This window comes from Kitasatospora sp. NPDC032150 (genome assembly GCF_055579945.1).
Genome location: NZ_JBVIMH010000006.1, coordinates 70,077 through 90,786, shown reverse-complemented (window position 1 = coordinate 90,786; position 20,710 = coordinate 70,077). Strand labels below are relative to the sequence as shown.

Annotated in this window: 17 protein-coding genes and 1 pseudogene; 8 read left to right on the top strand and 10 right to left on the bottom strand. The window is 72.3% G+C overall.

Annotation, left to right across the window (positions count from 1 at the left end; genetic code table 11):
* Window positions 1-121 precede the first annotated feature (121 nt).
* Both ACZ5ON_RS09765 and ACZ5ON_RS09760 read right to left on the bottom strand, forming a co-directional pair.
* Window positions 122-880 (bottom strand): YcnI family copper-binding membrane protein, encoded by a 759-nt coding sequence (locus tag ACZ5ON_RS09765; RefSeq protein ID WP_465588204.1) that lies wholly within the window; start codon window positions 878-880, stop codon window positions 122-124.
* 259 nt (window positions 881-1,139) lie between these two features.
* The gene (locus ACZ5ON_RS09760; RefSeq protein ID WP_465588201.1) at window positions 1,140-1,958 is read right to left on the bottom strand and encodes a hypothetical protein; all 819 of its coding nucleotides are present in this window, start codon (window positions 1,956-1,958) and stop codon (window positions 1,140-1,142) included.
* Between the two features lie 248 nt (window positions 1,959-2,206).
* Here ACZ5ON_RS09760 and ACZ5ON_RS09755 point away from each other — a divergent pair.
* Both ACZ5ON_RS09755 and ACZ5ON_RS09750 read left to right on the top strand, forming a co-directional pair.
* A pseudogene (locus ACZ5ON_RS09755) lies at window positions 2,207-2,515 on the top strand (ATP-binding protein); the annotation flags it as partial.
* 733 nt (window positions 2,516-3,248) lie between these two features.
* The gene (locus ACZ5ON_RS09750; protein ID WP_465588198.1) at window positions 3,249-4,595 is read left to right on the top strand and encodes an amidase; all 1,347 of its coding nucleotides are present in this window, start codon (window positions 3,249-3,251) and stop codon (window positions 4,593-4,595) included.
* 136 nt (window positions 4,596-4,731) lie between these two features.
* Here ACZ5ON_RS09750 and ACZ5ON_RS09745 read toward each other — a convergent pair whose 3' ends face one another.
* A complete protein-coding gene (locus tag ACZ5ON_RS09745; protein ID WP_465588195.1) occupies window positions 4,732-4,947 on the bottom strand; it encodes a DUF5302 domain-containing protein in 216 nt (71 codons plus the stop codon).
* 367 nt (window positions 4,948-5,314) lie between these two features.
* Here ACZ5ON_RS09745 and ACZ5ON_RS09740 point away from each other — a divergent pair, with 367 nt between their 5' ends.
* Window positions 5,315-6,136, top strand: a complete 822-nt coding sequence (locus ACZ5ON_RS09740; protein ID WP_465588193.1) for an integrase — start codon at window positions 5,315-5,317, stop codon at window positions 6,134-6,136.
* A 125-nt stretch (window positions 6,137-6,261) separates the two neighbouring features.
* On the opposite strand, the gene ACZ5ON_RS09735 is transcribed toward ACZ5ON_RS09740, so the two are convergent.
* A complete protein-coding gene (locus ACZ5ON_RS09735; RefSeq protein WP_465588191.1) occupies window positions 6,262-7,212 on the bottom strand; it encodes a pirin family protein in 951 nt (316 codons plus the stop codon).
* Window positions 7,213-7,384: 172 nt separating this feature from the next.
* Window positions 7,385-7,876, bottom strand: a complete 492-nt coding sequence (locus ACZ5ON_RS09730) for an SseB family protein (protein WP_465588188.1) — start codon at window positions 7,874-7,876, stop codon at window positions 7,385-7,387.
* Between the two features lie 243 nt (window positions 7,877-8,119).
* On the opposite strand from ACZ5ON_RS09730, the gene ACZ5ON_RS09725 reads away from it, so the two are divergent.
* Window positions 8,120-9,949, top strand: a complete 1,830-nt coding sequence (locus ACZ5ON_RS09725) for an acyl-CoA dehydrogenase (protein ID WP_465588186.1) — start codon at window positions 8,120-8,122, stop codon at window positions 9,947-9,949.
* 283 nt (window positions 9,950-10,232) lie between these two features.
* Window positions 10,233-11,528 (top strand): M18 family aminopeptidase, encoded by a 1,296-nt coding sequence (locus ACZ5ON_RS09720; RefSeq protein ID WP_465588183.1) that lies wholly within the window; start codon window positions 10,233-10,235, stop codon window positions 11,526-11,528.
* A gap of 88 nt (window positions 11,529-11,616) precedes the next feature.
* Here ACZ5ON_RS09720 and ACZ5ON_RS09715 read toward each other — a convergent pair whose 3' ends face one another.
* A complete protein-coding gene (locus ACZ5ON_RS09715) occupies window positions 11,617-13,437 on the bottom strand; it encodes an NHL domain-containing thioredoxin family protein (protein ID WP_465588180.1) in 1,821 nt (606 codons plus the stop codon).
* Between the two features lie 115 nt (window positions 13,438-13,552).
* Here ACZ5ON_RS09715 and ACZ5ON_RS09710 point away from each other — a divergent pair, with 115 nt between their 5' ends.
* Window positions 13,553-14,131 carry a Uma2 family endonuclease gene (locus ACZ5ON_RS09710; RefSeq protein ID WP_465588177.1) on the top strand — a complete coding sequence of 193 codons (579 nt, stop codon included), beginning with the start codon at window positions 13,553-13,555 and terminating at the stop codon, window positions 14,129-14,131.
* 6 nt (window positions 14,132-14,137) lie between these two features.
* Here ACZ5ON_RS09710 and ACZ5ON_RS09705 read toward each other — a convergent pair whose 3' ends face one another.
* The 4 genes from ACZ5ON_RS09705 to ACZ5ON_RS09690 form a co-directional block, all read right to left on the bottom strand.
* Complete coding sequence (locus ACZ5ON_RS09705) at window positions 14,138-15,367, bottom strand: glutathionylspermidine synthase family protein (RefSeq protein ID WP_465588174.1); 1,230 nt, start codon at window positions 15,365-15,367, stop codon at window positions 14,138-14,140.
* Between the two features lie 6 nt (window positions 15,368-15,373).
* On the bottom strand, window positions 15,374-15,679 hold the full coding sequence (locus ACZ5ON_RS09700) for a hypothetical protein (RefSeq protein ID WP_465588171.1): 306 nt from the start codon (window positions 15,677-15,679) through the stop codon (window positions 15,374-15,376).
* A gap of 124 nt (window positions 15,680-15,803) precedes the next feature.
* Window positions 15,804-16,394 carry a GNAT family N-acetyltransferase gene (locus tag ACZ5ON_RS09695; protein ID WP_465588168.1) on the bottom strand — a complete coding sequence of 197 codons (591 nt, stop codon included), beginning with the start codon at window positions 16,392-16,394 and terminating at the stop codon, window positions 15,804-15,806.
* Between the two features lie 137 nt (window positions 16,395-16,531).
* Complete coding sequence (locus ACZ5ON_RS09690) at window positions 16,532-17,815, bottom strand: adenylosuccinate synthase (RefSeq protein ID WP_465588163.1); 1,284 nt, start codon at window positions 17,813-17,815, stop codon at window positions 16,532-16,534.
* 204 nt (window positions 17,816-18,019) lie between these two features.
* On the opposite strand from ACZ5ON_RS09690, the gene ACZ5ON_RS09685 reads away from it, so the two are divergent.
* Both ACZ5ON_RS09685 and purF read left to right on the top strand, forming a co-directional pair.
* Window positions 18,020-18,763 carry a diacylglycerol kinase gene (locus ACZ5ON_RS09685; protein WP_465588159.1) on the top strand — a complete coding sequence of 248 codons (744 nt, stop codon included), beginning with the start codon at window positions 18,020-18,022 and terminating at the stop codon, window positions 18,761-18,763.
* Between the two features lie 240 nt (window positions 18,764-19,003).
* Entirely contained in the window at window positions 19,004-20,584 is a 1,581-nt protein-coding gene (gene purF / locus ACZ5ON_RS09680; protein ID WP_465588156.1) for an amidophosphoribosyltransferase, read from the top strand.
* The last annotated feature ends 126 nt before the right edge of the window (window positions 20,585-20,710 follow it).

Sequence of the window (20,710 nt, the reverse complement as noted above, 5' to 3'; positions counted from 1 at the left end):
GGGGGGGGGGGGGGGGGGGGGGGGGGGGGGGGGGGGGGGTGGGGGGGGGGGGGGGTGGGGGTGGGGGGGGGGGTGTGGGGGGGGGGGGGGGGGGTTCCCCCCCCCCCCCCCCCGGCCGGTCTCAGGAGGCGGAGCCGCTGCTCCTGCGGCGCAGGCCCGCGACACCGAGGCCGGCGCCGAGTGCGCCGACGACGATGCCGGCCACGCCGAGCGTACGGGCGGTGGTGTCGCTGGACTTGCCTGCGGTCTGCTTGTCGCCCTGGTCGTCCTGCGAGGAGCCGGCGGCCGCCGAGGGGGTGGCCGAGGCACCGCCGTGGTGGTCGCCGGCTGCGGCGGCGGCCTTGGTGAGGGTCAGTACGGGGGCCGGGTGGGCCGGCTCGGGCTGGCCGTCCTTGGCCTCGTCGATCCAGCGGACGAGGTCGCCGTTGTCGTAGGTCTGGAGTGCCTTGAAGGTCAGCTTGTCGGTGTCGGTCGGCAGGGCACCGAGCGAGACCTTGAACTCCTGGAACTGGCCGGGTGCGATCTTGGCGCTGTCGTCGGCGGTCCAGGTGATCTTGGAAACGGCCTCGGTGATGTCCTGGCCGTGCGACTTCAGCGGCTTGTCGAGCTTGGACTTCTCCAGGGTGGCGGTCCAGCCCGGCAGCGGCAGGATCCGGACCGAGGCCATCGGGTGGTCCATCGGCAGGTTGACCTCCAGCTTCACGGTGGAGGCGGTGTCGCTCTCGTCCGGCACCCGGAACGCGACGGCGGTGTAGCCGCCCTGCTGGGCGTCGCCCGGCTGCACGGTGACGTGGGCGGAGGCGGGGACGGCGAAGGCGACCACGGCGGTGGCGGCGGCAGCGGAGACGGCGGCGAGCCGGCGGGCAGGAGTGATACGCATCGGGATGTTCTCCAACGGCGGTGGGCGCACGCGCGGGCCGCGGTGGCGGCGCACGTGGCGGGGCGATGGGGTGACGGTGCCGTGACGCCGTGGTGGCGTACGGTCGCGCCGCCGGTGACGTACCGAGCTCGTACGGTCCGAAGGCTCGGGCGCCTGGGACGGCACCGGCCGGACTCGTACCGCTGCCTGGGACGCGGCGGCGCGCGGACGCGCCCGGAGCTCCCCGATCGCCCGCAGCCGAAGCTGCCGGGAGGAGGGCTCAGCGCGCGAAGGCCGCCACCGGCGGACCCCGCCGGATCACGCTGTGCCGCAGCGCGGCGGCGGCCGGCAGTCGCCAGTCCTCGGCCCGGCCACGGGCCCGCCGGGCCGGCCGCCCCTCGGCGGCGCGGCCCAGCAGTAGCGTCGCGAGCAGTGTGAACGCGGTCCGCAGCCCGGCGGCGCACTCCTGGGCCACGGCGGCCGTCACCCGGAGCAGCCGCCACAGCGCGGCCTCGCCGCGCCGTAGCCACCAGCCCGCCACCACGGCGGCGGCGAGGTGGCCCAGCAGCATCGAGGGCGTCAGCCCGAGCAGCGCGTCGTGCGGCGCTGCTGCCGGGTACGCCTGCGGGTCGAGGCCCGCGGCGCTGACCAGCTGCTCGGGAGAGGCCGCCGGGAGGACGGCGAACCCGGCGCGGCCGGAGTCGTCGCAGACCAGCCGTCCGGCCACCTGCGCCAGTGTGAGCGGGCCGTCCTGGCCGGTGCCGGTGTGCATGCCGGCCATCGCGGGGTGCGGGGAGAGGCTGTGGAAGAGGCAGTGCAGCCCCAGCTGCCCGGCGCCGAGCGCGCCGGCGATGGCGGCCAGCGACCGCTCACGGCCGCCGAGCAGCGCCGCCACCAGGCAGACCGCGGCGAAGCCGGCCGCGAGCGCGGGCAGGGCGACGTTCCCGCCGCCCACCGCGGCGTGTCCGGCGGCCGCGATCAGCGTGCAGACCAGTGCGAACGGGACCGCCCGGGCCACCCGCAGGTCCCAGGCGGCGGCCGGGGCCCGGAACTCCGGGGCGGCGGCGCCTGTGCGCGGGGCGGCGTGGCGGTCGGTCATGGCCGGGACATCATCTCACCGCCTACAACCACGGCCCAGAGAGGGGGGCGCCGCTGTATCGGATTGGCCCGTTCGGGCCCGGCGTGCGTGTCGCGCAGTGCGCCGCCCGGCACAGGCTGCTGCCCCCGTCCATCCGCCGAACGGGCGGTCCCGGACGCGGCGCGCGGTTCGCCGTGGGATCGTCCGGAGATACCTCGTTCTATGTGGAGCCGCAGCCTATGTGGAGCCGTAGCCAGGAGGGACCTCCCGTGGACATCTGGTGGACTCTGCACCTCAAGCGCGACCCGGCCAGCGTTCCGCTCGCCCGGCGCATCCTGCTCAGCGCGATGGAGACCGCCGGGGTCGATCCGCAGGTCGCGCACGACCTCGGGGTGGCCCTCACCGAGGCCTGCGCCAACGCGGTCGAGCACGCGGTGGGCGGCCGGCCCGACGACGGCTTCCAGGTGACCGCCTCGATCACCGGGGACAGGCTCCGGGTCGAGGTGGTGGACTCGGGCCCCGGACTGCCGGGCTCGGCCCTGCCGTTCGCGCTGCCGCCCGCACCGCCGGTACCCGCGCTGCCCGCCGCCTCCAGCGCGGCGGCGGCCCCGGTGCCGCTGCTCGGAGCGGCCACACCACGGCGTACTGGGGTGTCGGCCGCCAGGCCCGTCCGTCCGGCCGCCGGACGTCGGCGCGGCCGCCGGGGTCGAGCGGTCCTCGCGGTGCCGGTGCTGACCGCGTACCGTCCCCGGCACACCGACCGCCCCGCACCGTACGACACCCATGTCCTGCCCTGCCCCTCGCTCCGCCCGTCGGCCACCGCGCTGTGGGACGCCGGCCTCGCCGACCTGGGCGGAGCGAGCGTGCTGTCGGAGTGCGCGGGGCCCGACCTGCCGGCACTCGACGCGGAGAGCGGCCGCGGGCTCTTCCTGATCCACGCGCTCACCGACCACGTCCAGCTGCGGAACCATCCGCTGCGCGGGGCGATCGTCAGCTTCGACAAGATCCTCAAGCGCCGGGACGGTTCGCTGCTGCGCGCGGTCTCCTGAGCTCCCGGCGCCCTCACCGGTGATCCGCCAGGGCCATTGTGGCAGCCAAGTCCGTTGCCGGGGTAGGTGGTTGGGGTGATGGAGGCGCGACCGGACGCGGGTGCGGCCGGGTCGCCGCCAACCGCCGGGGTGGACCGGCATCACAGCGCCCTCGGCGCACCGGCCAGGGGAACCCGGAGCGCAGGCGGTGGCCGGAGGAATCCCGGTGGTGCGCGGGCGTCGCGGCGCGGGCCCGCGGGCCCCGGCGCCGTAGCGTGGAGTCATGGAGCCACCGATCCCGCTGGTGCCCGCGGCAGCCGCCCTGCGCGCCGGTGATCAGGGCCCGGCCGTCGAGGTCGAGCGGCTGTGCAACCGCATCGAGCGGACCGATTCGGTCGTCCGGGCCTTCACCCCCGAACCCGGCCGGCACGCGCGGCTGACCGCCGAGGCCCGAGCGGTCGAGGCCCGCTACCGGCGGACCGACGCGGCCTGGGCATGCGCCGGACGGACCGAGCCGCCCAGCCTGTACGGAGTGCCGGTCGGGGTCAAGGACGTGATCCAGGTGGACGGCCTGCCCACCCATGCCGGGTCCGCGCTGCCGCCGGGCGTGCTCAGCGGGCCGCAGGCCGAGGTGGTGGACCGGCTGCGGGCGGCGGGCGCGGTGGTGGCGGGCAAGACCGTGACCGCCGAGTTCGCGATCGACGCGCCCGGGCCGACCCGGAATCCGCACAACCCCGGGCACACGCCCGGCGGCTCCAGCAGCGGTTCGGCGGCGGCGGTCGCCGCGGGCCTGGTGCCGCTGGCCATCGGCACCCAGACCGTAGGGTCGGTGATCCGCCCGGCAGCGTACTGCGGGGTGGTGGGCTTCCGGCCGACGTACGGGCGGATCCCGACCGACGGGGTGCTCGCCGGCGCGCCGACCCTGGACACCATCGGCACCTTCACCACCGACCTGGCGGGCGCGGCGCTGGCGGCGTCAGTCCTGTGCGACGACTGGTCGCCGGTCGCGGGGGACGGACCGCCCGCGCTCGGGGTCCCGGTGGGCCCGTACCTGGAACACGCCGGGCCGCTCGCCCGGGCGGCCTTCGCCCGGCAGCTGGACACGCTGCGCGGGTGCGGTCTGCCGGTCCGCGAGGTGTCGGTGCTGCTGCCCGACTTCGACGACGTGGTACGGACCTTCCGGACCATCAGCGGCTACGAGCTGGCCCGGGTGCACGCCGAGCTGTTCCCCCGCTTCGCGGCGCTGTACCGGCCCGGGACGGCGGCGGCGATCCGGCGCGGCCGGGAGATCGACGGGGTGGCGTACGCGGCGGCGCTCCAGGCCAGGAGCTCCTACCGGCGCCGGATCGCGGACGTCATGGCGGCGCAGGGCGTCGACCTGTGGGTGACCCCGGCGGCCACCGGGCCGGCACCGCTCGGGCTGGGCAGTACGGGGGACGCGGTCATGTCGCTGCCCTGGAGCCACGCGGGCCTGCCCGCGGTCACCCTGCCGGCGGGCCGTGCGCCCGGAGGGCTGCCGCTGGGGGTGCAACTGGTCGGCGCGGAGAGCACGGACGAACGGCTGATCGCCTGGGCCTCGCAGATCGAGCCGGTGTTCGGCGGGGCGCCCGGCGCTGCGCCGCCGCGGTAGCACCAGGCGTGCCCTGGCGCCGCGCCTCGGCGGCAGCGGCCCCGGGGGCACGCCGTAGGGGCACTGCCGCCGCGTGGTGGACCCGTCCGGGGCGCGGTCGGCCGCACCGAGCCCGCGCCCCGTCGACGGGCGCTGCTCAGCCGCCGCTCTTGCGCCGGAAGGTGCGCTTGCCGCCGGCCGCCGAGTGGGCGCCGTGGATCTTCGATCCGTCGGAGCCCGGACCGCCGACGCCGCCGCGGCCGCCGTGCTTGTGCTGGAGGGCGGCACGGAACTTCGCCTTCAGGTCGTCCGGGTCGCCCGGCGCGGCCTCCGGCGCCTGCGGCTCGACGGGTTCGGCTGCGTCGTTGCTCATGCGTGACCTCCTGGACGAGAGCTGATGTGCAGGGCTCACCATCCCACGCCGAACGCCGTCGGCGTCCCAATTTTCCCGCCGGGGCAGGTCACTGGCGGGGCGGCCGGAACTTCGGCCCGCCGATCAGGAACAGCAGCACGGCGACCGGGAAGCCGATCGAGGCGATCACGAGGACGATGAACTGAAGGACCATCACGGCGGGCTCCAGAGAACTCGATGAAAGCGCGGTGAGTGCCCAACGGCAGCCAGCACCGACGGTATGTCGGAATTCATCCCTTTGTCATCCGCTGCCACGGCCCGTGCCCCCTTCGAGGGATCATCGGCGGTCCTCTGTCCGGCTCCCCGTCGGCCCGCCACACTGGGTGGCATGCAGGTAGAGCTCGCTGGGGAACCGCAGGAGCCGGGCCGGCAGACCGAGGACTTCGCGGCCGCCTCGCCCGAAGCACTGGTACTGCTCGACGGCTCGAGTTCACCCCCCGGGATGGAGTCCGGCTGCCGGCACGGAACCGCCTGGTACGTACGCCGCCTGGGGGTACATCTGCTGGCCCGGCTCACCGACCGGTCGGACCGGTCGATCTCCGAGTGCCTGGCCGACGCGATCGTGGAGACGGCTGCCCTGCACGGCGGGCGCTGCGACCTGGCCCACCCGAACACCCCGGCCGCGATGGTGGTCGCCGCCCGCTTGCACGGCAAATCGCTGGAGTACTTGGTGCTCGGCGACTCGCTACTGATCCTGCACCCCAAGGACGGTCCGCCCCGGGTGATCGGCGACAACCAGCGCTTCCCCGGCGGCGAGCAGCTGCGGCGCCAGGTATGGGCGAGCGTCCCGGGCTCGGCCGAACGGGAGGCCCTGCACCTGCGGTACGCACTGGCCCTCCGCGCTGCCCGGAACACCGGCCACGGCCCGTGGATCGCCGCCGCCACCCCCAAGGCCGCGGCCCGGGCGGAGACCGGGTTCGTCCCGCTGTCCGCACTGCACGCGGTGGCCGCCGTGACCGATGGCGCCTCGCGGTTCACCGAGCGGTTCGGGCTCGGCAGCTGGTCGGACGCGCTGCGCCTGCTCGCCGAGTCTGGGCCGGCCGAGCTGATCGCCCGGGTCAGGGTGGTGGAGCGGGCCGACGCCAGGTGCGAGCGCTGGCCCCGGGGCAAGGCCCACGACGACGCCTCGGCGCTCTACGCCAGGATCTGACGGCGGATCGCGGCGGCGCCGAATGTCCGTCACCGGCCCCGCGGTCCCCGGCCCGACGGCGTGTCCGCACTGCCCGGAACGGCGTCGGGGGCCGGACGGTGCGGTCCGGGCCCCCGGGCGCGGGGTCAGTCGGTCGGCTGGCCGAAGGCACCGGACTGGAAGTCCCGCATGGCCTGCTCCAGTTCGCGGTGGCTGTTCATCACGAACGGCCCGTACCAGGCGACCGGCTCGCGGATCGGCTGTCCGCCCAGGACGATCACGTCCAGGTTGGGGTGCCGGGACTCCTGCCTGGCGTCGGCGGAGATGGTGAGGGTGTCGCCCTCGCCGAAGACCGCCGCCTGCCCGGTACGGATCGGGCGGGCCTCGTCGCCCACCGTGCCGTCGCCGTTCAGGACGTACGCCAGCGCGTTGAAGTCGCTGCGCCAGGGGATGGTGAGCCTGGCGCCCGGGGCGACGGTGGCGTGCAGCAGGGTGATCGGGGTGTGGGTGACGCCCGGGCCCCGGTGGCCGTCCAGCTCGCCGGCGATCAGGCGCAGGACCGCGCCGCCGTCCGGGGTGGAGAGCAGCTTGACGTGTCCGCCGTGGATGTCCTGGTAACGCGGCGCGGTCATCTTGTCGGCGGCCGGGAGGTTGACCCACAGCTGGATGCCGTGGAACAGCCCGCCGGTCATCACCAGCTGCTCGGGCGGGGTCTCGATGTGCAGGATGCCCGAGCCGGCCGTCATCCACTGGGTGTCACCGCCGCCGAGGTGCCCGCCGCCGCCGTGCGAGTCCTTGTGGATGAACTCGCCGTCGATCAGGTAGGTGACCGTCTCGAAGCCGCGGTGCGGGTGCCACGGGGTGCCCTTGGGCTCGCCCGCCGCGTACTCCACCTCACCCATCTGGTCCATCATGATGAACGGGTCGAGGTACTTGGTGTTGATCTTGGCGAAGGCGCGGCGCACCGGGAAGCCCTCGCCCTCGTAGCCCTCGGGGGCGGTGACCACCGTGAGGACCGGACGGGCGGTGTTCGCGGCGGGATCAGGGGTGGCGACGCGGGGGAGCGTCAGCGGGTTCTCGACGGTCACGGCGGGCATGTCGGCCTCCTTCGGGGTCTGTGGCCTACGTCCAGCAGATTAGTTCAATTCTCAACTAGAAGCAAGTTGAAAGTTGAACCATATGGTCGGGGCAGTGCCCCGTTCGGGTGTGCGCGACCGGCCGGGTGCCGCCTGGGTCGTGGCAGGCCCGGGTCGGCCCGCCACGGGGGTGTCAGCCGTACATCCGCCGCATGGTGAAGTCGACCATCTGCTCGACCGCCTTGGCGTCGAAGACCATCCGGTGCTCGCCCTCCATGTCCAGGGCGAAGCCGTACCCGGTCGGCAGCAGGTCCAGCACCTCGGCGCCGGTCACGCTGAAGTGCTTGGACTCCTTGCCTGCGTAGCGGCGCAACTCCTTGAGCGAGCTGAACATCGGGATCACCGGGGTCGGAGTGTTGTGCAGGGCCAGGAAGCCGGGGCGGTCGCCGCGCGGGCAGTGCACCTTGGAGGTGATGAAGATGGCCTGGAAGTCCTCGACCGTCATCGAGCCGGTGGTGAAGGCCCGGACGGCGTCCGCGAGTGAGGGCGGCGAGGGCTCCGGGTAGAGCGACTGTTGGGACGCGGTCTGCTGCTCTCCGTACGGGCCGGGGCCGGGCATGCCGTTCATCCCCGCCTGCTGCTGGTAGGGGTCGCCCTGGTAGGTGCTCTGGTCGTAGCCGTACACGGGGACAGGCTATCGGGATCAAGGGGCTCCGTGGGGCGGCCGATCCGGACAACTCGTGGTGCCATCGGGTTGTGGGGTGCGGTCCGGAGGGGACGTGACCACCTTCATAGGACTTTCGCATCGGAAGGGTGAAACAGGGGCTTGAACAAGTTACCAACGGGTAGCATCATGGGCTCTACTGGTGGGTAAGTGGGGCGCTCGTAGCGGCGGACCCCCGGAAGCGACGAACCGGAGAGAACGGTCATGGGTCACTACAAGTCCAACCTGCGGGACGTGGAGTTCAACCTCTTCGAGGTGTTCGGCCGCGACCAGGTGTACGGCACCGGTCCGTTCGCCGACATGGACGTCGACACCGCGAAGAACATCCTCAGCGAGATCTCGCGCCTGGCCGAGAACGACCTGGCCGCCTCGTTCACCGACACCGACCGCAACCCGCCGGTCTTCGACCCCGAGACCAACACCGCCCCGATCCCGGCCACGTTCAAGAAGAGCTACCAGGCGTACATGGACGCCGAGTGGTGGCGTCTGGGCATCCCGGAGGGCATCGGCGGCCAGGTCACCCCGTCCTCGCTGGTCTGGGCCTACGCCGAGCAGATCCTCGGCTCCAACCCGGCGATCTGGATGTACTCCTCCGGCCCGGCCTTCGCCGGCGTCGTCTACGACGAGGGCACCGAGGAGCAGCAGAAGGTCGCCCAGCACATGGTCGAGGGCCTCTGGGGCGCCACCATGGTGCTGACCGAGCCGGACGCCGGTTCGGACGTCGGCGCCGGCCGCACCAAGGCGGTCAAGCAGGAGGACGGCTCCTGGCACATCGAGGGTGTGAAGCGCTTCATCACCTCCGGTGAGCACGACATGTCCGACAACATCATCCACCTGGTGCTGGCCCGCCCCGAGGGCGGCAAGCCGGGCACCAAGGGCCTCGGCCTCTACATCGTGCCGAAGTACGACTTCGACTGGGAGACCGGCGAGCTCGGCGAGCGCAACGGCGTCTACGCCACCAACGTCGAGCACAAGATGGGCCTGAAGGCCTCCAACACCTGCGAGATGACCTTCGGTGCCAAGCACCCGGCCAAGGGCTGGCTGCTCGGCGAGAAGGTCGACGGCATCCGCCAGATGTTCAAGATCATCGAGTTCGCTCGGATGATGGTCGGCACGAAGGCGATCGCCACCCTCTCCACCGGTTACCTGAACGCGCTGGAGTACGCCAAGGAGCGCGTGCAGGGCGCGGACATCTCCCAGTTCCTGGACAAGACCGCCCCGCGCGTCACCATCACCCACCACCCGGACGTGCGCCGCTCGCTGATGACCCAGAAGGCGTACGCCGAGGGCATGCGCGCCCTGGTGCTGTACACCGCCTCCGTCCAGGACGACGTGATCGCCGCCCGCCTGCGCGGCGAGAGCGACGAGGCCGCCGAGCGCCTGAACGACCTGCTGCTGCCGATCGTCAAGGGCTACGGCTCCGAGAAGTCCTACGAGCAGCTCGCCCAGTCCCTGCAGACCTTCGGTGGCTCCGGCTACCTGCAGGAGTACCCGATCGAGCAGTACATCCGCGACGCCAAGATCGATACCCTCTACGAGGGCACCACGGCGATCCAGGGCCAGGACTTCTTCTTCCGGAAGATCGTCAAGGACGGCGGCCAGGCGCTGACCGCGGTCTCCGAGCGGATCCAGAAGTTCCTCGGCGGGAACGAGGGCGGCGACGCCCTGGCCGCCGAGCGCGAGCTGCTCGGCAAGGCCGCCGGCGACCTGGAGGCCATCGTCGGCAAGATGCTCGCCGACCTCTCCTCGGTCGAGCAGGACGTCAAGAACATGTACAAGGTGGGCCTGAACGCCACCCGTCTGCTGATGGTCTCCGGCGACGTCGTGGTCGGCTGGCTGCTGCTCCGTCAGGCCGTCGTCGCCCTGGCCAAGCTGGAGGCCGGCGCGGCCGACAAGGACGTCGCCTTCTACCAGGGCAAGGTCGCGGCCGCCCGCTTCTTCGCCCGCAACATCCTGCCGACCGTCGCCTCCCAGCGCCAGATCGCCGAGGGTGTCGACAACGAGATCATGCAGCTTGCGGAGGAGGCCTTCTGAGCAAGGCCCAGGTGACTGCCTGACACACCCTCACGTCGCGGGGCCCGGTTGCAACCAGCCGGGCCCCGCGGCGTTTCGCCGCCCGGAGGCCCGTCGCTCCGGCCGGTGGGTCCGTCGCCCGGAGGCCCGCCGGAGCAGGGCGTGGACCGCACGGGCAAACGCCGATCTTCACCATCCCGTCACTGTTTCCGGGTTCCCCGTGCCGTGTCCGTGTACGGGCATATGCTCAAGGGCGAAGCCGGTCCCCCATCCGGTTTCCGCCCTCCCTCAACTCAGGAGCAGCATGTCAACCGCCGCCCGTCAGGCCGCCTTCGACCGAACGCACACCGACGACCTGATCGCCTACCTGAGCGCCTCGCCGTCGCCGTTCCACGCCGTGGCCAGCGCTGCGGAGCGGCTGGAGAAGGCCGGGTTCCGGCGGGTCCGGGAGACCGATGCCTGGGACGCGGCCCCCGGCGGCCGGTACCTGATCCGGGGCGGTGCGCTGATCGCTTGGTACGTGCCCGAGGGGGCCGGCCCCGAGACGCCGTTCCGCGTGGTCGGCACGCACACCGACTCGCCGAACCTGCGGGTCAAGCCGCTGCCTGACACCGGTTCAGCGGGCTGGCGGCAGGTGGCCGTGGAGATCTACGGCGGAGTGCCGCTGAACACCTGGCTGGACCGCGACCTCGGCCTGTCCGGGCGGCTCGCACTGCGCGACGGCAGCACCGTGCTGGTGCAGATCGACGAACCGCTGCTGCGCGTACCGCAGTTGGCCATCCACCTGGACCGTCAGGTCAACGAGGGCCTCAAGCTGGACAAGCAGCGCCACCTCACGCCGATCTGGGGGTTGGGTGAGGTCACCGAGGGGTCGCTGATCGAGTTCGTCGCCGAGCGGGCCGGGGTGGCCGCGTCGGACGTCATCGGCTGGGACCTGATGACCCATGACGTGCAGCCGCCCGCCTACCTGGGCCGGGACCGCGAGCTGCTGGCCGCCCCCCGGCTGGACAACCTGCTCTCGGTGCACGCCGCGACCGCCGCGCTCGCCGCCGTCGCGGGCGCCGAGCTGCCGTACATCCCGGTGCTGGCCGCCTTCGACCACGAGGAGACCGGCAGCGAGTCCGACACCGGCGCGCAGAGTCCGTTGCTGGGCAACGTGCTGGACCGCAGCGTGTACGCGCGCGGCGGCACTGCCGAGGACCGCGCTCGGGCGCTGGCCGGCACGGTCTGCCTCTCCTCCGACATGGGCCACGCCGTCCACCCCAACTACAGCGAGCGGCACGAGCCGGGCCACCACCCGCTGCCCAACGGCGGGCCGATCCTCAAGGTCAACGTCAACAACCGGTACGCCACCGACGCGGTCGGCCGGGCGGTGTTCACGGCCGCCTGCGAGAAGGCGGGTGTGCCGTGGCAGACCTTCGTCTCCAACAACGCCATGCCCTGCGGCACCACCATCGGCCCGATCACCGCGGCCCGCCTCGGCATCACCACCGTGGACTGCGGCATCGCCGCGCTCTCCATGCACTCGGCCCGCGAGCTCTGCGGCGCGGACGACCCGTACCTGCTGGCCAGTGCCGTCAAGGCCTTCCTGGAGGGCTGAGCAGCTGGCAGGGCGAGCAGGCCAGGGCGCACTTCCCCGCGCCCTGGCCTGCTCTCTTTCCCTCCAACGCCCTTGCCGTAGGCGGAAGTTACTCCATGCCGGCCAGGACGAGCGGGAGGCGGGTGGCGCCGTCGGCGGTGAGCTTCACCGGGACGCCCCAGTCCTGCTGGTGGACGTGGCAGGCGGGGAACTCGATCTCCGGATCGTCGTCGCAGGAGGCGGCCATCGCGGACACGTGCAGCACACCCTCGGCCACCTCGGCGGAGAGCACCAGCTCCCGGGAGAGCGCGGTGTCCGCGCCCGCCCCGGAGACCAGCAGCTCGGGCGGCGTCGCGCTGACCAGCAGCCGGGTGGACGGGCCGTAGCGCTCGTCCAGCTTCTGGCCGGCGGGCGCCGAGAAGACCACGTCCAGCCGCAGCCTGCCCGGGGCGACCTCGGTGGCCGCCCGCTGGGTGCGGTGCGCCACCGACTCGACCCGGACGGCCTCCTCGGGCAGCCGCAGCCGGGTCAGCCGGTGCCTGGCCGACTCGACCACCACGACGTCGCCCTCCACCAGCACCGCGCCCGAGGGTTCGCGCAGGTCCGTCGCCAGCGTGGTGACCTCGCCGCTCGCCGGGTCGTACCGGCGCAGGGCGTGGTTGTAGGTGTCGGCGATCGCGACCGAGCCGTCGGGCAGCACGGTGACCCCGAGCGGGTGCTGCAGCAGCGCCTGGCCGGCGGCGCCGTCGCGGTGCCCGAAGTCGAACAGGCCGGTGCCGACGGCGGTGTGCGCGGACTGGGTTTCACGTGAAACCCAGCGCAGGGCGGAGGTCTCCGAGTCGGCCACCCAGAGCCGCTCGCCGTCGGCCGAGGCCGCCAGCCCGGACGGCTGGGCGAACCAGGCCTCGGTCAGCGGGCCGTCCACCAGGCCCTCGTTGGTGGTGCCGGCCGCGACGCCGACGGTGCCGGCCAGCGGGTCGAACGCCCACAGCTGGTGCACCCCGGCCATGGCGATCCAGAACCGGCCGTCGAAGTGGGCGACGTCCCACGGCGAGGAGAGGTCCACCTCGCGGGCCGGGCCCTCGGTGGACGAGCCCTGCCACCACTGGCGCCCGCTGCCGGCCAGCGTGGTGACGCGGCCGTCGGCCAGCCGGACGCCGCGCAGCGCGTGGTTGACCGTGTCGGCGACGATCACGTCGTAGTCCAGACCCAGCTCGGCCGGGACGAGGGCGAGGCCCTGCGGCTCGCTGAACCGGGGCGCGGTGCCGTCCACCAGGCCGCGCTCGCCGTCACCGATCCGCCGCAGCACCGTCTCGCCGTCCTCGGCGAGCTCGACCAGCGAGTGGTGGCCGGAGTCGGCGACCAGGAAGGTCCCGCCGGGCAGCCGGACGGCCTTGCCGGGGAAGCGCAGGTCGCCCGCCTCCGGCTCGGGCGCCACGTACGGGCCGTCGCCGCGCCGCAGCGTGCCCTTGGCCTGGTGCTCGGCCTCCAGCTCCTCGACCAGTGTGGCGATCGCGTGCGCGTGTCCCTCTCCCGCGTGCTGCGCGACCACGTACCCCTCGGGGTCGATCACCACCAGCGTCGGCCAGGCCCGGACGGCGTACTGCTTCCAGGTCGCCAGCTCCGGGTCGTCCAGCACCGGGTGGTGCACCTCGTAGCGCGCGACGGCGTCCAGCACGGCCTGGTGGTCGGCCTCGTGCACGAACTTGGGGGAGTGCACGCCGACGATCACCACGGTGTCGCGGTGCTTCTCCTCCAATTCCCGTAGTTCGTCCAGGACATGGAGGCAGTTGATGCAGCAGAACGTCCAGAAGTCCAGGATGGTGATCTTGCCTCGGAGATCACCCAGGGTGAGTTCCTTGCCGCCGGTGTTGAGCCAGCCGCCCTTGCCGACCAGTTCGGGGGCGCGTACACGTGCACGAGAAGCCATGCACCAATCAAACCGCACGGTGTCCGCGCCCATTCCGGCGCGTGACCGCGTGCATAGACTCTCGTTGTACCCGTCGGTGCTGGAACCGCCACCGGACCGTGACGAGGAGCGGGAGATGACTGCGATCGCCGATTCGCCCCAGATGAGCGCCGAGGCCTTCGAGAACCTCGCCGCCACCGCAGAGCGCGACGACGTCCGGCTGGAGTTCATCAACGGCAGGATCGGAGTGAAGCCGGTTCCGGACGGGGACCACGACGAGATCATCAAGTGGCTTCAGAAGCGCTGTATGCAGCAGCGGCCCGATCTGTGGCTCTATCCGGAGCGCGGCCTGATCGTCGAGGAGTACCGGTCGGGCCGGGCCCGGCCGGACGGCACCCTGGCGCCGGACGGAGCTTTCACCGGCCACGGTGAGTGGGCCGACGCGGACCGGGTGCTGATGGTCGTCGAGGTGACCTCGTACGACCGGGACGCGGACCAGCGCGACCTGCGGGAGAAGCCGGCCGCCTACGCGCAGTCGGGCATCCCGGTCTACCTGCTCGTCGACCGCGAGCGGGGGGAGATCGTCGTCCACTCGGACCCGGTCGACGGCCGGTACCACGCGCGGACGTACTTCTTCGGGGACACCGTGGCCATCCCCGACCCGGTCGGCATCACCCTGGACGACACCGAGATCCTCAAGGAACACGTGCGGTAGCGCGGCTCAGACGATGACGTGCGGCAGGAAGCGGGCGCCCTGGTGGGTGATCAGGCTGTCCTCGGTCTCGCGGATGCCGAGGCCGGCGGATTCGCCGTCCACCACCCAGGTGCCGAGGACGGGGCGGTTGCCGTCGAACTCCGGCAGCGGGCAGAACTGCTGGTAGCAGTAGCCCTCGGCGCCGTAGCGGTCGGGGTCGCCGGCCCAGTCGGCCAGCCGGCTCCGCGATCCGTCCGGGGCGACGATCCGCACCCCCGCGCCCTCGCGGCCGAGCAGCGGCTTCGCCGCGTAGCCGGGCCCGCCGGGATCGGCCAGCTCGCGCGGGCCGTCGAGGTAGGCGGGCAGCAGGTTGGGGTGGCCGGGGAACAGCTCCCAGAGGACCGCCAGCAGCGCCTTGTTGGAGAGCAGCATCTTCCAGGCGGGCTCGATCCACAGCGTGCTGCCGGTGCCGCCGCCCTGGTCCAGTCCGTCGAGCAGCTGCCCGGCGAACTCGTCGGTGGCCAGCCACTCCCACGGGTAGAGCTTGAAGACGGACCGGATGTAGCGCTGCTGCAGGTCCACGAAGCGGCCGGAGAGCGGGTCCCAGCCGATGTCCTCCATCGCGATGCCGACCGTGGTCAGCCCGGCCTGTTCGGCGGTCTCCTGGAGGTAGAGGGTGGTCATCCAGTCCTCGCCCTCGGTGTCCCCGCGCGAGTGCGCGAAGTGCACCGGGCCGGGCGGCAGCAGGTGCTTCTGCCGGGCCCAGGCGTCGACCAGCCGCTCGTGCAGCGAGTTCCACTGGTCGGCGCCGGGGAAGCGCTCCTCCATCCAGAACCACTGCGGGCTGGCCGCCTCGATCAGTGAGGTCGGGGTGTCGGCGTTGTACTCGAAGAGCTTGGCCGGGCCGCTGCCGTCGTACGCGAGGTCGAACCGGCCGTACACGGAGGGCTGTTCGTCGCGCCGCCGCCAGGACTCGGCCACCGCTTCGGCCAGCCCGGGGTCGGTGATGCCGTAGTCGGCGAAGCGGCGCTCGCGCACCACGTGGTCGGCGGCCCGCAGGCACAGCTCGTGCAGCTCCTCGACCACACCCTCCAGCCGCTCGACCTCGGGCGACGAGAACTCGTAGTACGCGCTCTCGTCCCAGTAGGCGTACTCCTGGCCGGGATTGCGGGGGTCGTCGCAGACGGCGTACAGCAGGCCCTGGCCCTCCACGGTCTGCCGCCAGCCGGGGCGGGGTTCGATGGTGCGGCGTCGCACGGCCCGTCAGCCGCCGCCGGTGTGGGAGGGCTTGGGGCAGCCGAAGCCGCCGCGCTTGGTGGCGGCCTTGTCGAAGGTGCCTCCGGCGGCGATCGTGGTGCCCGAACCGCAGTAGTACCAGCGGCCGGTGGACTTGCTGTCGGTGCAGGAGTGGTTGTCCAGGACCTTGAGGGTGCCCGGGTCCACACAGCGCCGGGGCGGGTTGTTGCTGGACGAACAGCTGGTCAGCGCCAGCGCGAGCGTGCCGACCATGCCCAGGGCGACAAACCCTGAGCGGCGTCTACCTGCGGGTGCGGCGTCGGACTGCGTCATAGCGGGATGCTACTCGGGTAATCCGACAGCGGACCGGGGGCCTCTGGACTTCCCGGGAGACCGGTCACCCGGCCCGAGCACGCGGCGCCCGGTCGGCCGTGCGGCGCGCGCGGGCCCGGTCGGTCTAGCCAGCCGCCAGGCGTTCGGTCAGGCGGGCCTTCGCGGCCGGCCACTCGTCACGCAGCATCGAGAAGTACACAGTGTCCCGGAAGGTGCCGTCCGGGCAGTGGCGGTCACGGCGGTGGGTGCCCTCGTACCGGGCGCCGAGGCGGCTGATGGCGTTTCGAGAGCGCTCGTTGCGGCTGTCGGTCTTCCAGCAGACCCGGCCCATGTCCAGTTCCTCGAAGGCGTGGGCGAGCAGCAGCAGCTTGGCCTCGGTGTTGACCGCGGTGCGCCAGTGGGAGCGGGCGTAGAAGGTGCCGCCGATCTCCAACCGCTCGTCGGCGGTGCTGATGTCCAGGTAGCAGGTCAGGCCGATGGCGCGGCCGGTCTCCTGGCCGACCGCCGCGAACGGCAGGAAGCCGTTGTCCCGCCAGGCGCCGATTCGCTCGGCGAGCTGGTGCTCGGTCTGTGGGACGGGTACCGGGATCCACCGCCACACCTCTTCGTCCCGGCCGGTCGCCGCGAACAGGTCGGTCAGGTGGGCCCGGTCGAAGGGCTCCAGGCGGACGTGGGCGCCGGCGAGGGTGACGGGGGCGGGCGGCTTGGCGGTCATCTGCCGCACGCTAGCCGCAAGTTGAACTATGTGCAATAGCTGTATGAACTAGTTCAAAGTTCCGGACCCATGTGAAAGGGCCCGCACCGACTCGGTGCGGGCCCTTTCACGGCCGGCCTGCAGGCAGGCCCGGGCGACTAGATGAAGGAGTTGATCTGGATGGTCTCGTCGCGGCCGGGGCCGACGCCGATCGCGGAGATCGGGGCGCCCGACATCTCCTCCAGCGCCTTCACGTACGCCTGCGCGTTCTTCGGCAGGTCGGTGAAGGTCTTCGCCTTGCTGATGTCCTCGTTCCAGCCGGGCAGCGTCTCGTAGATCGGCTTGGCGTGGTGGAAGTCGGACTGGTTGTACGGGAGCTCCTCGACCCGGCGGCCGTCGATCTCGTACGCGACGCAGACCGGGATCTGCTCCCAGCCGGTGAGCACGTCCAGCTTGGTGAGGAAGAAGTCGGTCAGGCCGTTGACCCGGGTGGCGTAGCGGGCGATCACCGCGTCGAACCAGCCGCAGCGGCGGTCGCGGCCGGTGGTGACACCGCGCTCGCCGCCGATCCGGCGCAGCGCCTCGCCGTCGGCGTCCAGCAGCTCGGTCGGGAACGGGCCCGAGCCGACGCGGGTGGTGTACGCCTTCAGGATGCCGATGACCCGGTCGATCTTGGTGGGACCGATGCCGGCACCGGTGCAGGCGCCGCCGGAGGTCGGGTTGGACGAGGTCACGAAGGGGTACGTGCCGTGGTCCACGTCCAGCAGGGTGCCCTGGCCACCCTCCAGCAGGACGACCTTGTTGTCCTTGAGCGCCTGGTCCAGGACCAGGGTGGTGTCGGCCAGGAAGGGCTTGATCCGGTCGGCGTAGCCCAGGTACTCCTGCAGCACCAGGTCGGCCGGGATGGCGCGGCGGTTGTAGAGCTTGACCAGGATCTGGTTCTTGTCGTGCAGGGCCGCTTCGATCTTCTGCTGCAGGATCGATTCGTCGAACAGGTCCTGCACGCGGATGCCGACGCGGTTGATCTTGTCCGCGTAGGACGGACCGATGCCGCGCCCGGTGGTGCCGATCCGGCGCTTGCCGAGGAAGCGCTCGGTGACCTTGTCCAGGGTGCGGTGGTACGGGGTGATCAGGTGGGCGTTGCCCGAGATCAGCAGCTTGGAGGTGTCGATGCCGCGCTGGTTCAGGCCGTCGAGCTCGGAGAGCAGCACGCCCGGGTCGATGACGACGCCGTTTCCGATCACCGGTGTCACGTTCGGGCTGAGGATGCCGGAAGGCAGCAGGTGCAGGGCGTACTTCTGGTCGCCGATGACCACCGTGTGACCGGCGTTGTTGCCGCCCTGGTAGCGGACGACGTAGTCGACGGAGCCGCCGAGGAGGTCGGTGGCCTTCCCCTTGCCCTCGTCTCCCCACTGGGCGCCAACGAGCACGAGTGCCGGCACAGGCGTACACCCCTTCCGGTTGGGGCATCCTGCGTAGGCCGCTGTCTGCCCCGAGATAGACGAAGCCCCTGGCGCAATGGCGCAAGGGGCTCTTGCACCGAGAGATTACCTGAGGAAGGACCGGTCGTGTCGTCGCTGTCCACGTCCGAATCCCGTCCGACGGGCCGGCCGGGTCCGGGCCCGCTCCTGGTGCTACTGGATCCGGTGGCCCGGCGGAGCGACGGCGAGTCGGTGCGGATCGCCCGGGACGTCCTGTGCGGCGGGGCGGACGTCAAGGTGGCGCTGCCGGAGAGCCCGTCCGAACTTGACCGGGCCCTGGCGCGTCGTGGCCGCCGGCGACCGGTCGTGATCGGTTCCGATCTGGCCGTGCAACGGGTACTTCAGGCCTTGCACCGGCACCGCGAGTTGGGTGCCGACGCGCTCGGCGTGGTACCGGTCGGGCGTCCCGGCGCGGTGGCCGCGGTACGGGCGCTGGGTGTCCCGCCGGAGCCGGTCGCCGCGGCCCGCGCGGTGATGGCCGGCGCCTCGCGGAAACTGGACCTCTTGATCGACGACACCGACGAGGTGGTCCTCGGGGACCTGCGGATCCATCCGTACCGCCGGGGCCGAGTAGGCGGGCTGCGTTCGCTATGGGCGAAATTCGCTGCGGCCGAGCAGGCGACGGCGTCCGTCGGACATCCCCGGCTGCGGATCGAGGCGGACGGCCGCCCGCTCGCCGACGTCCACCGGCCGCCGTGCCGGCTCGACATCACCGTCCCGATCGGCGAGGGCGTGCTGGAGCTGTGGCTGCACACCGGCGGCGAACCGCGGCGGGTCAGGGCGGGCAGCCTCACCGTGACGGGTCACGGCTTCGGCTGCGAGGCGGACGGGCGCGCGCTCGGCCCCCTCGGCGCCCGCACCTGGACGGTGCACGCCGGGGCGTGGGAGCTGGTGCTGCCCGCCGGGTGAGCAGTGTCACGTCACCGCCCCGCCCCCGATGCGCCGTCAGCCGTCCGATATCCCCCGAAGGCACGCGGCGCAAGGAAACTCCGGGCCCGGCGAATTGCGGTGCCGGAATTGCGCTCGCGGTAAGGGGTTTTGTCTACGCGCGTCGCTATGTTTTGTCTACGCGCGTTGCTATTCGATCGGCCAATAATCGGGGGCTCCCCAGTTCCGGAACGCGTACGGAACTGCCCTAGACTCGAAGGCGTGCCACGTGGTGACGGAAGACTCAACCACGATCTTCTTCCCGGCGAGAAAGGCCCCCAGGACGCTTGTGGCGTCTTCGGTGTCTGGGCTCCCGGCGAGGAGGTCGCAAAGCTCACGTACTTCGGCCTCTATGCCCTGCAGCACCGTGGACAGGAATCCGCGGGCATCGCAGTGAGCAACGGCTCCCAGATTCTCGTCTTCAAGGACATGGGACTGGTCTCCCAGGTCTTCGACGAGGCCTCACTGGGATCCCTGCACGGGCATATCGCGGTCGGACATGCCCGCTACTCGACCACAGGTTCGTCGGTCTGGGAGAACGCCCAGCCGACCTTCCGGGCGACCGCGCGCGGTTCGCTGGCCCTCGGCCACAACGGAAACCTGGTCAACACCGCCGAACTGGCGGCCATGGTCGCCGAGCTGCCCGGCGAGGAGCACGTCTCCCGCTCGGGGCGCACCGCGGCCACCAACGACACCGACCTGGTGACCGCCCTGCTCGCCGGTCAGCCGGACCTCTCCATCGAGGAGACCGCCCGGCAGATCCTGCCCAGGGTCAAGGGCGCCTTCTCGCTCGTCTTCATGGACGAGCACACCCTCTACGCCGCCCGCGACCCGCAGGGCATCCGCCCGCTGGTCCTCGGCCGGCTGGAGCGCGGCTGGGTGGTCGCCTCCGAGACGGCGGCCCTGGACATCGTCGGCGCCTCCTTCATCCGCGAGGTGGAGCCCGGCGAGCTGATCGCCGTCGACGAGAACGGCCTGCGCACCAGCCGCTTCGCCGAGGCCAGGCCCAAGGGCTGCGTCTTCGAGTACGTCTACCTGGCCCGCCCCGACACCAGCATCGCCGGGCGCAACGTCCACCTCTCCCGGGTGGAGATGGGCCGCCGGCTGGCCAAGGAGGCCCCGGTCGAGGCCGACCTGGTGATAGCCACCCCCGAGTCCGGCACCCCCGCCGCGATCGGCTACGCCGAGGCCAGCGGCATCCCGTACGGCTCGGGCCTGGTGAAGAACGCCTACGTCGGGCGCACCTTCATCCAGCCCAGTCAGACCATCCGCCAGCTCGGCATCCGGCTCAAGCTCAACCCGCTGAAGGAAGTCATCGCTGGCAAGCGCCTGGTGGTCGTGGACGACTCCATCGTCCGTGGCAACACCCAGCGCGCGCTGGTCCGGATGCTGCGCGAGGCCGGTGCCGCCGAGGTGCACATCCGGATCTCGTCCCCGCCGGTCAAGTGGCCCTGCTTCTTCGGCATCGACTTCGCCACCCGCGCGGAGCTGATCGCCAACGGGATGAGCGTCGAGGAGATCGGCCGCACCCTCGGTGCCGACTCCCTGGCCTACATCTCGCTCGACGGCATGATCGAGGCCACCAAGCAGCCCAAGGAGCGGCTCTGCCGGGCCTGCTTCGACGGCGAGTACCCGATGGAGCTGCCCGATCCGGCGCTGCTCGGCAAGCTCCTGCTGGAGGCCGAGATCGCCGGCGGCAAGCAGCAGCGGAAGCCCGTCCGCGGCAAGCCGACCAGCGACCTGGACGGGGTCCAGTCGCTGATCGGGGGCGCGGGCGCGGGCGACGCGCTGCGACGGCCGTAACGGGCGCAGGCCGCCAGGGGCACGGGGAACCGCCCGGTCGACCGGGTGCGCGAAGCGGAGGGCCGCGGGCGCACGGTCCCACGGACGACCGGGGGCCTCGGGGCGCGACCAGCGCACCGGGGCCCC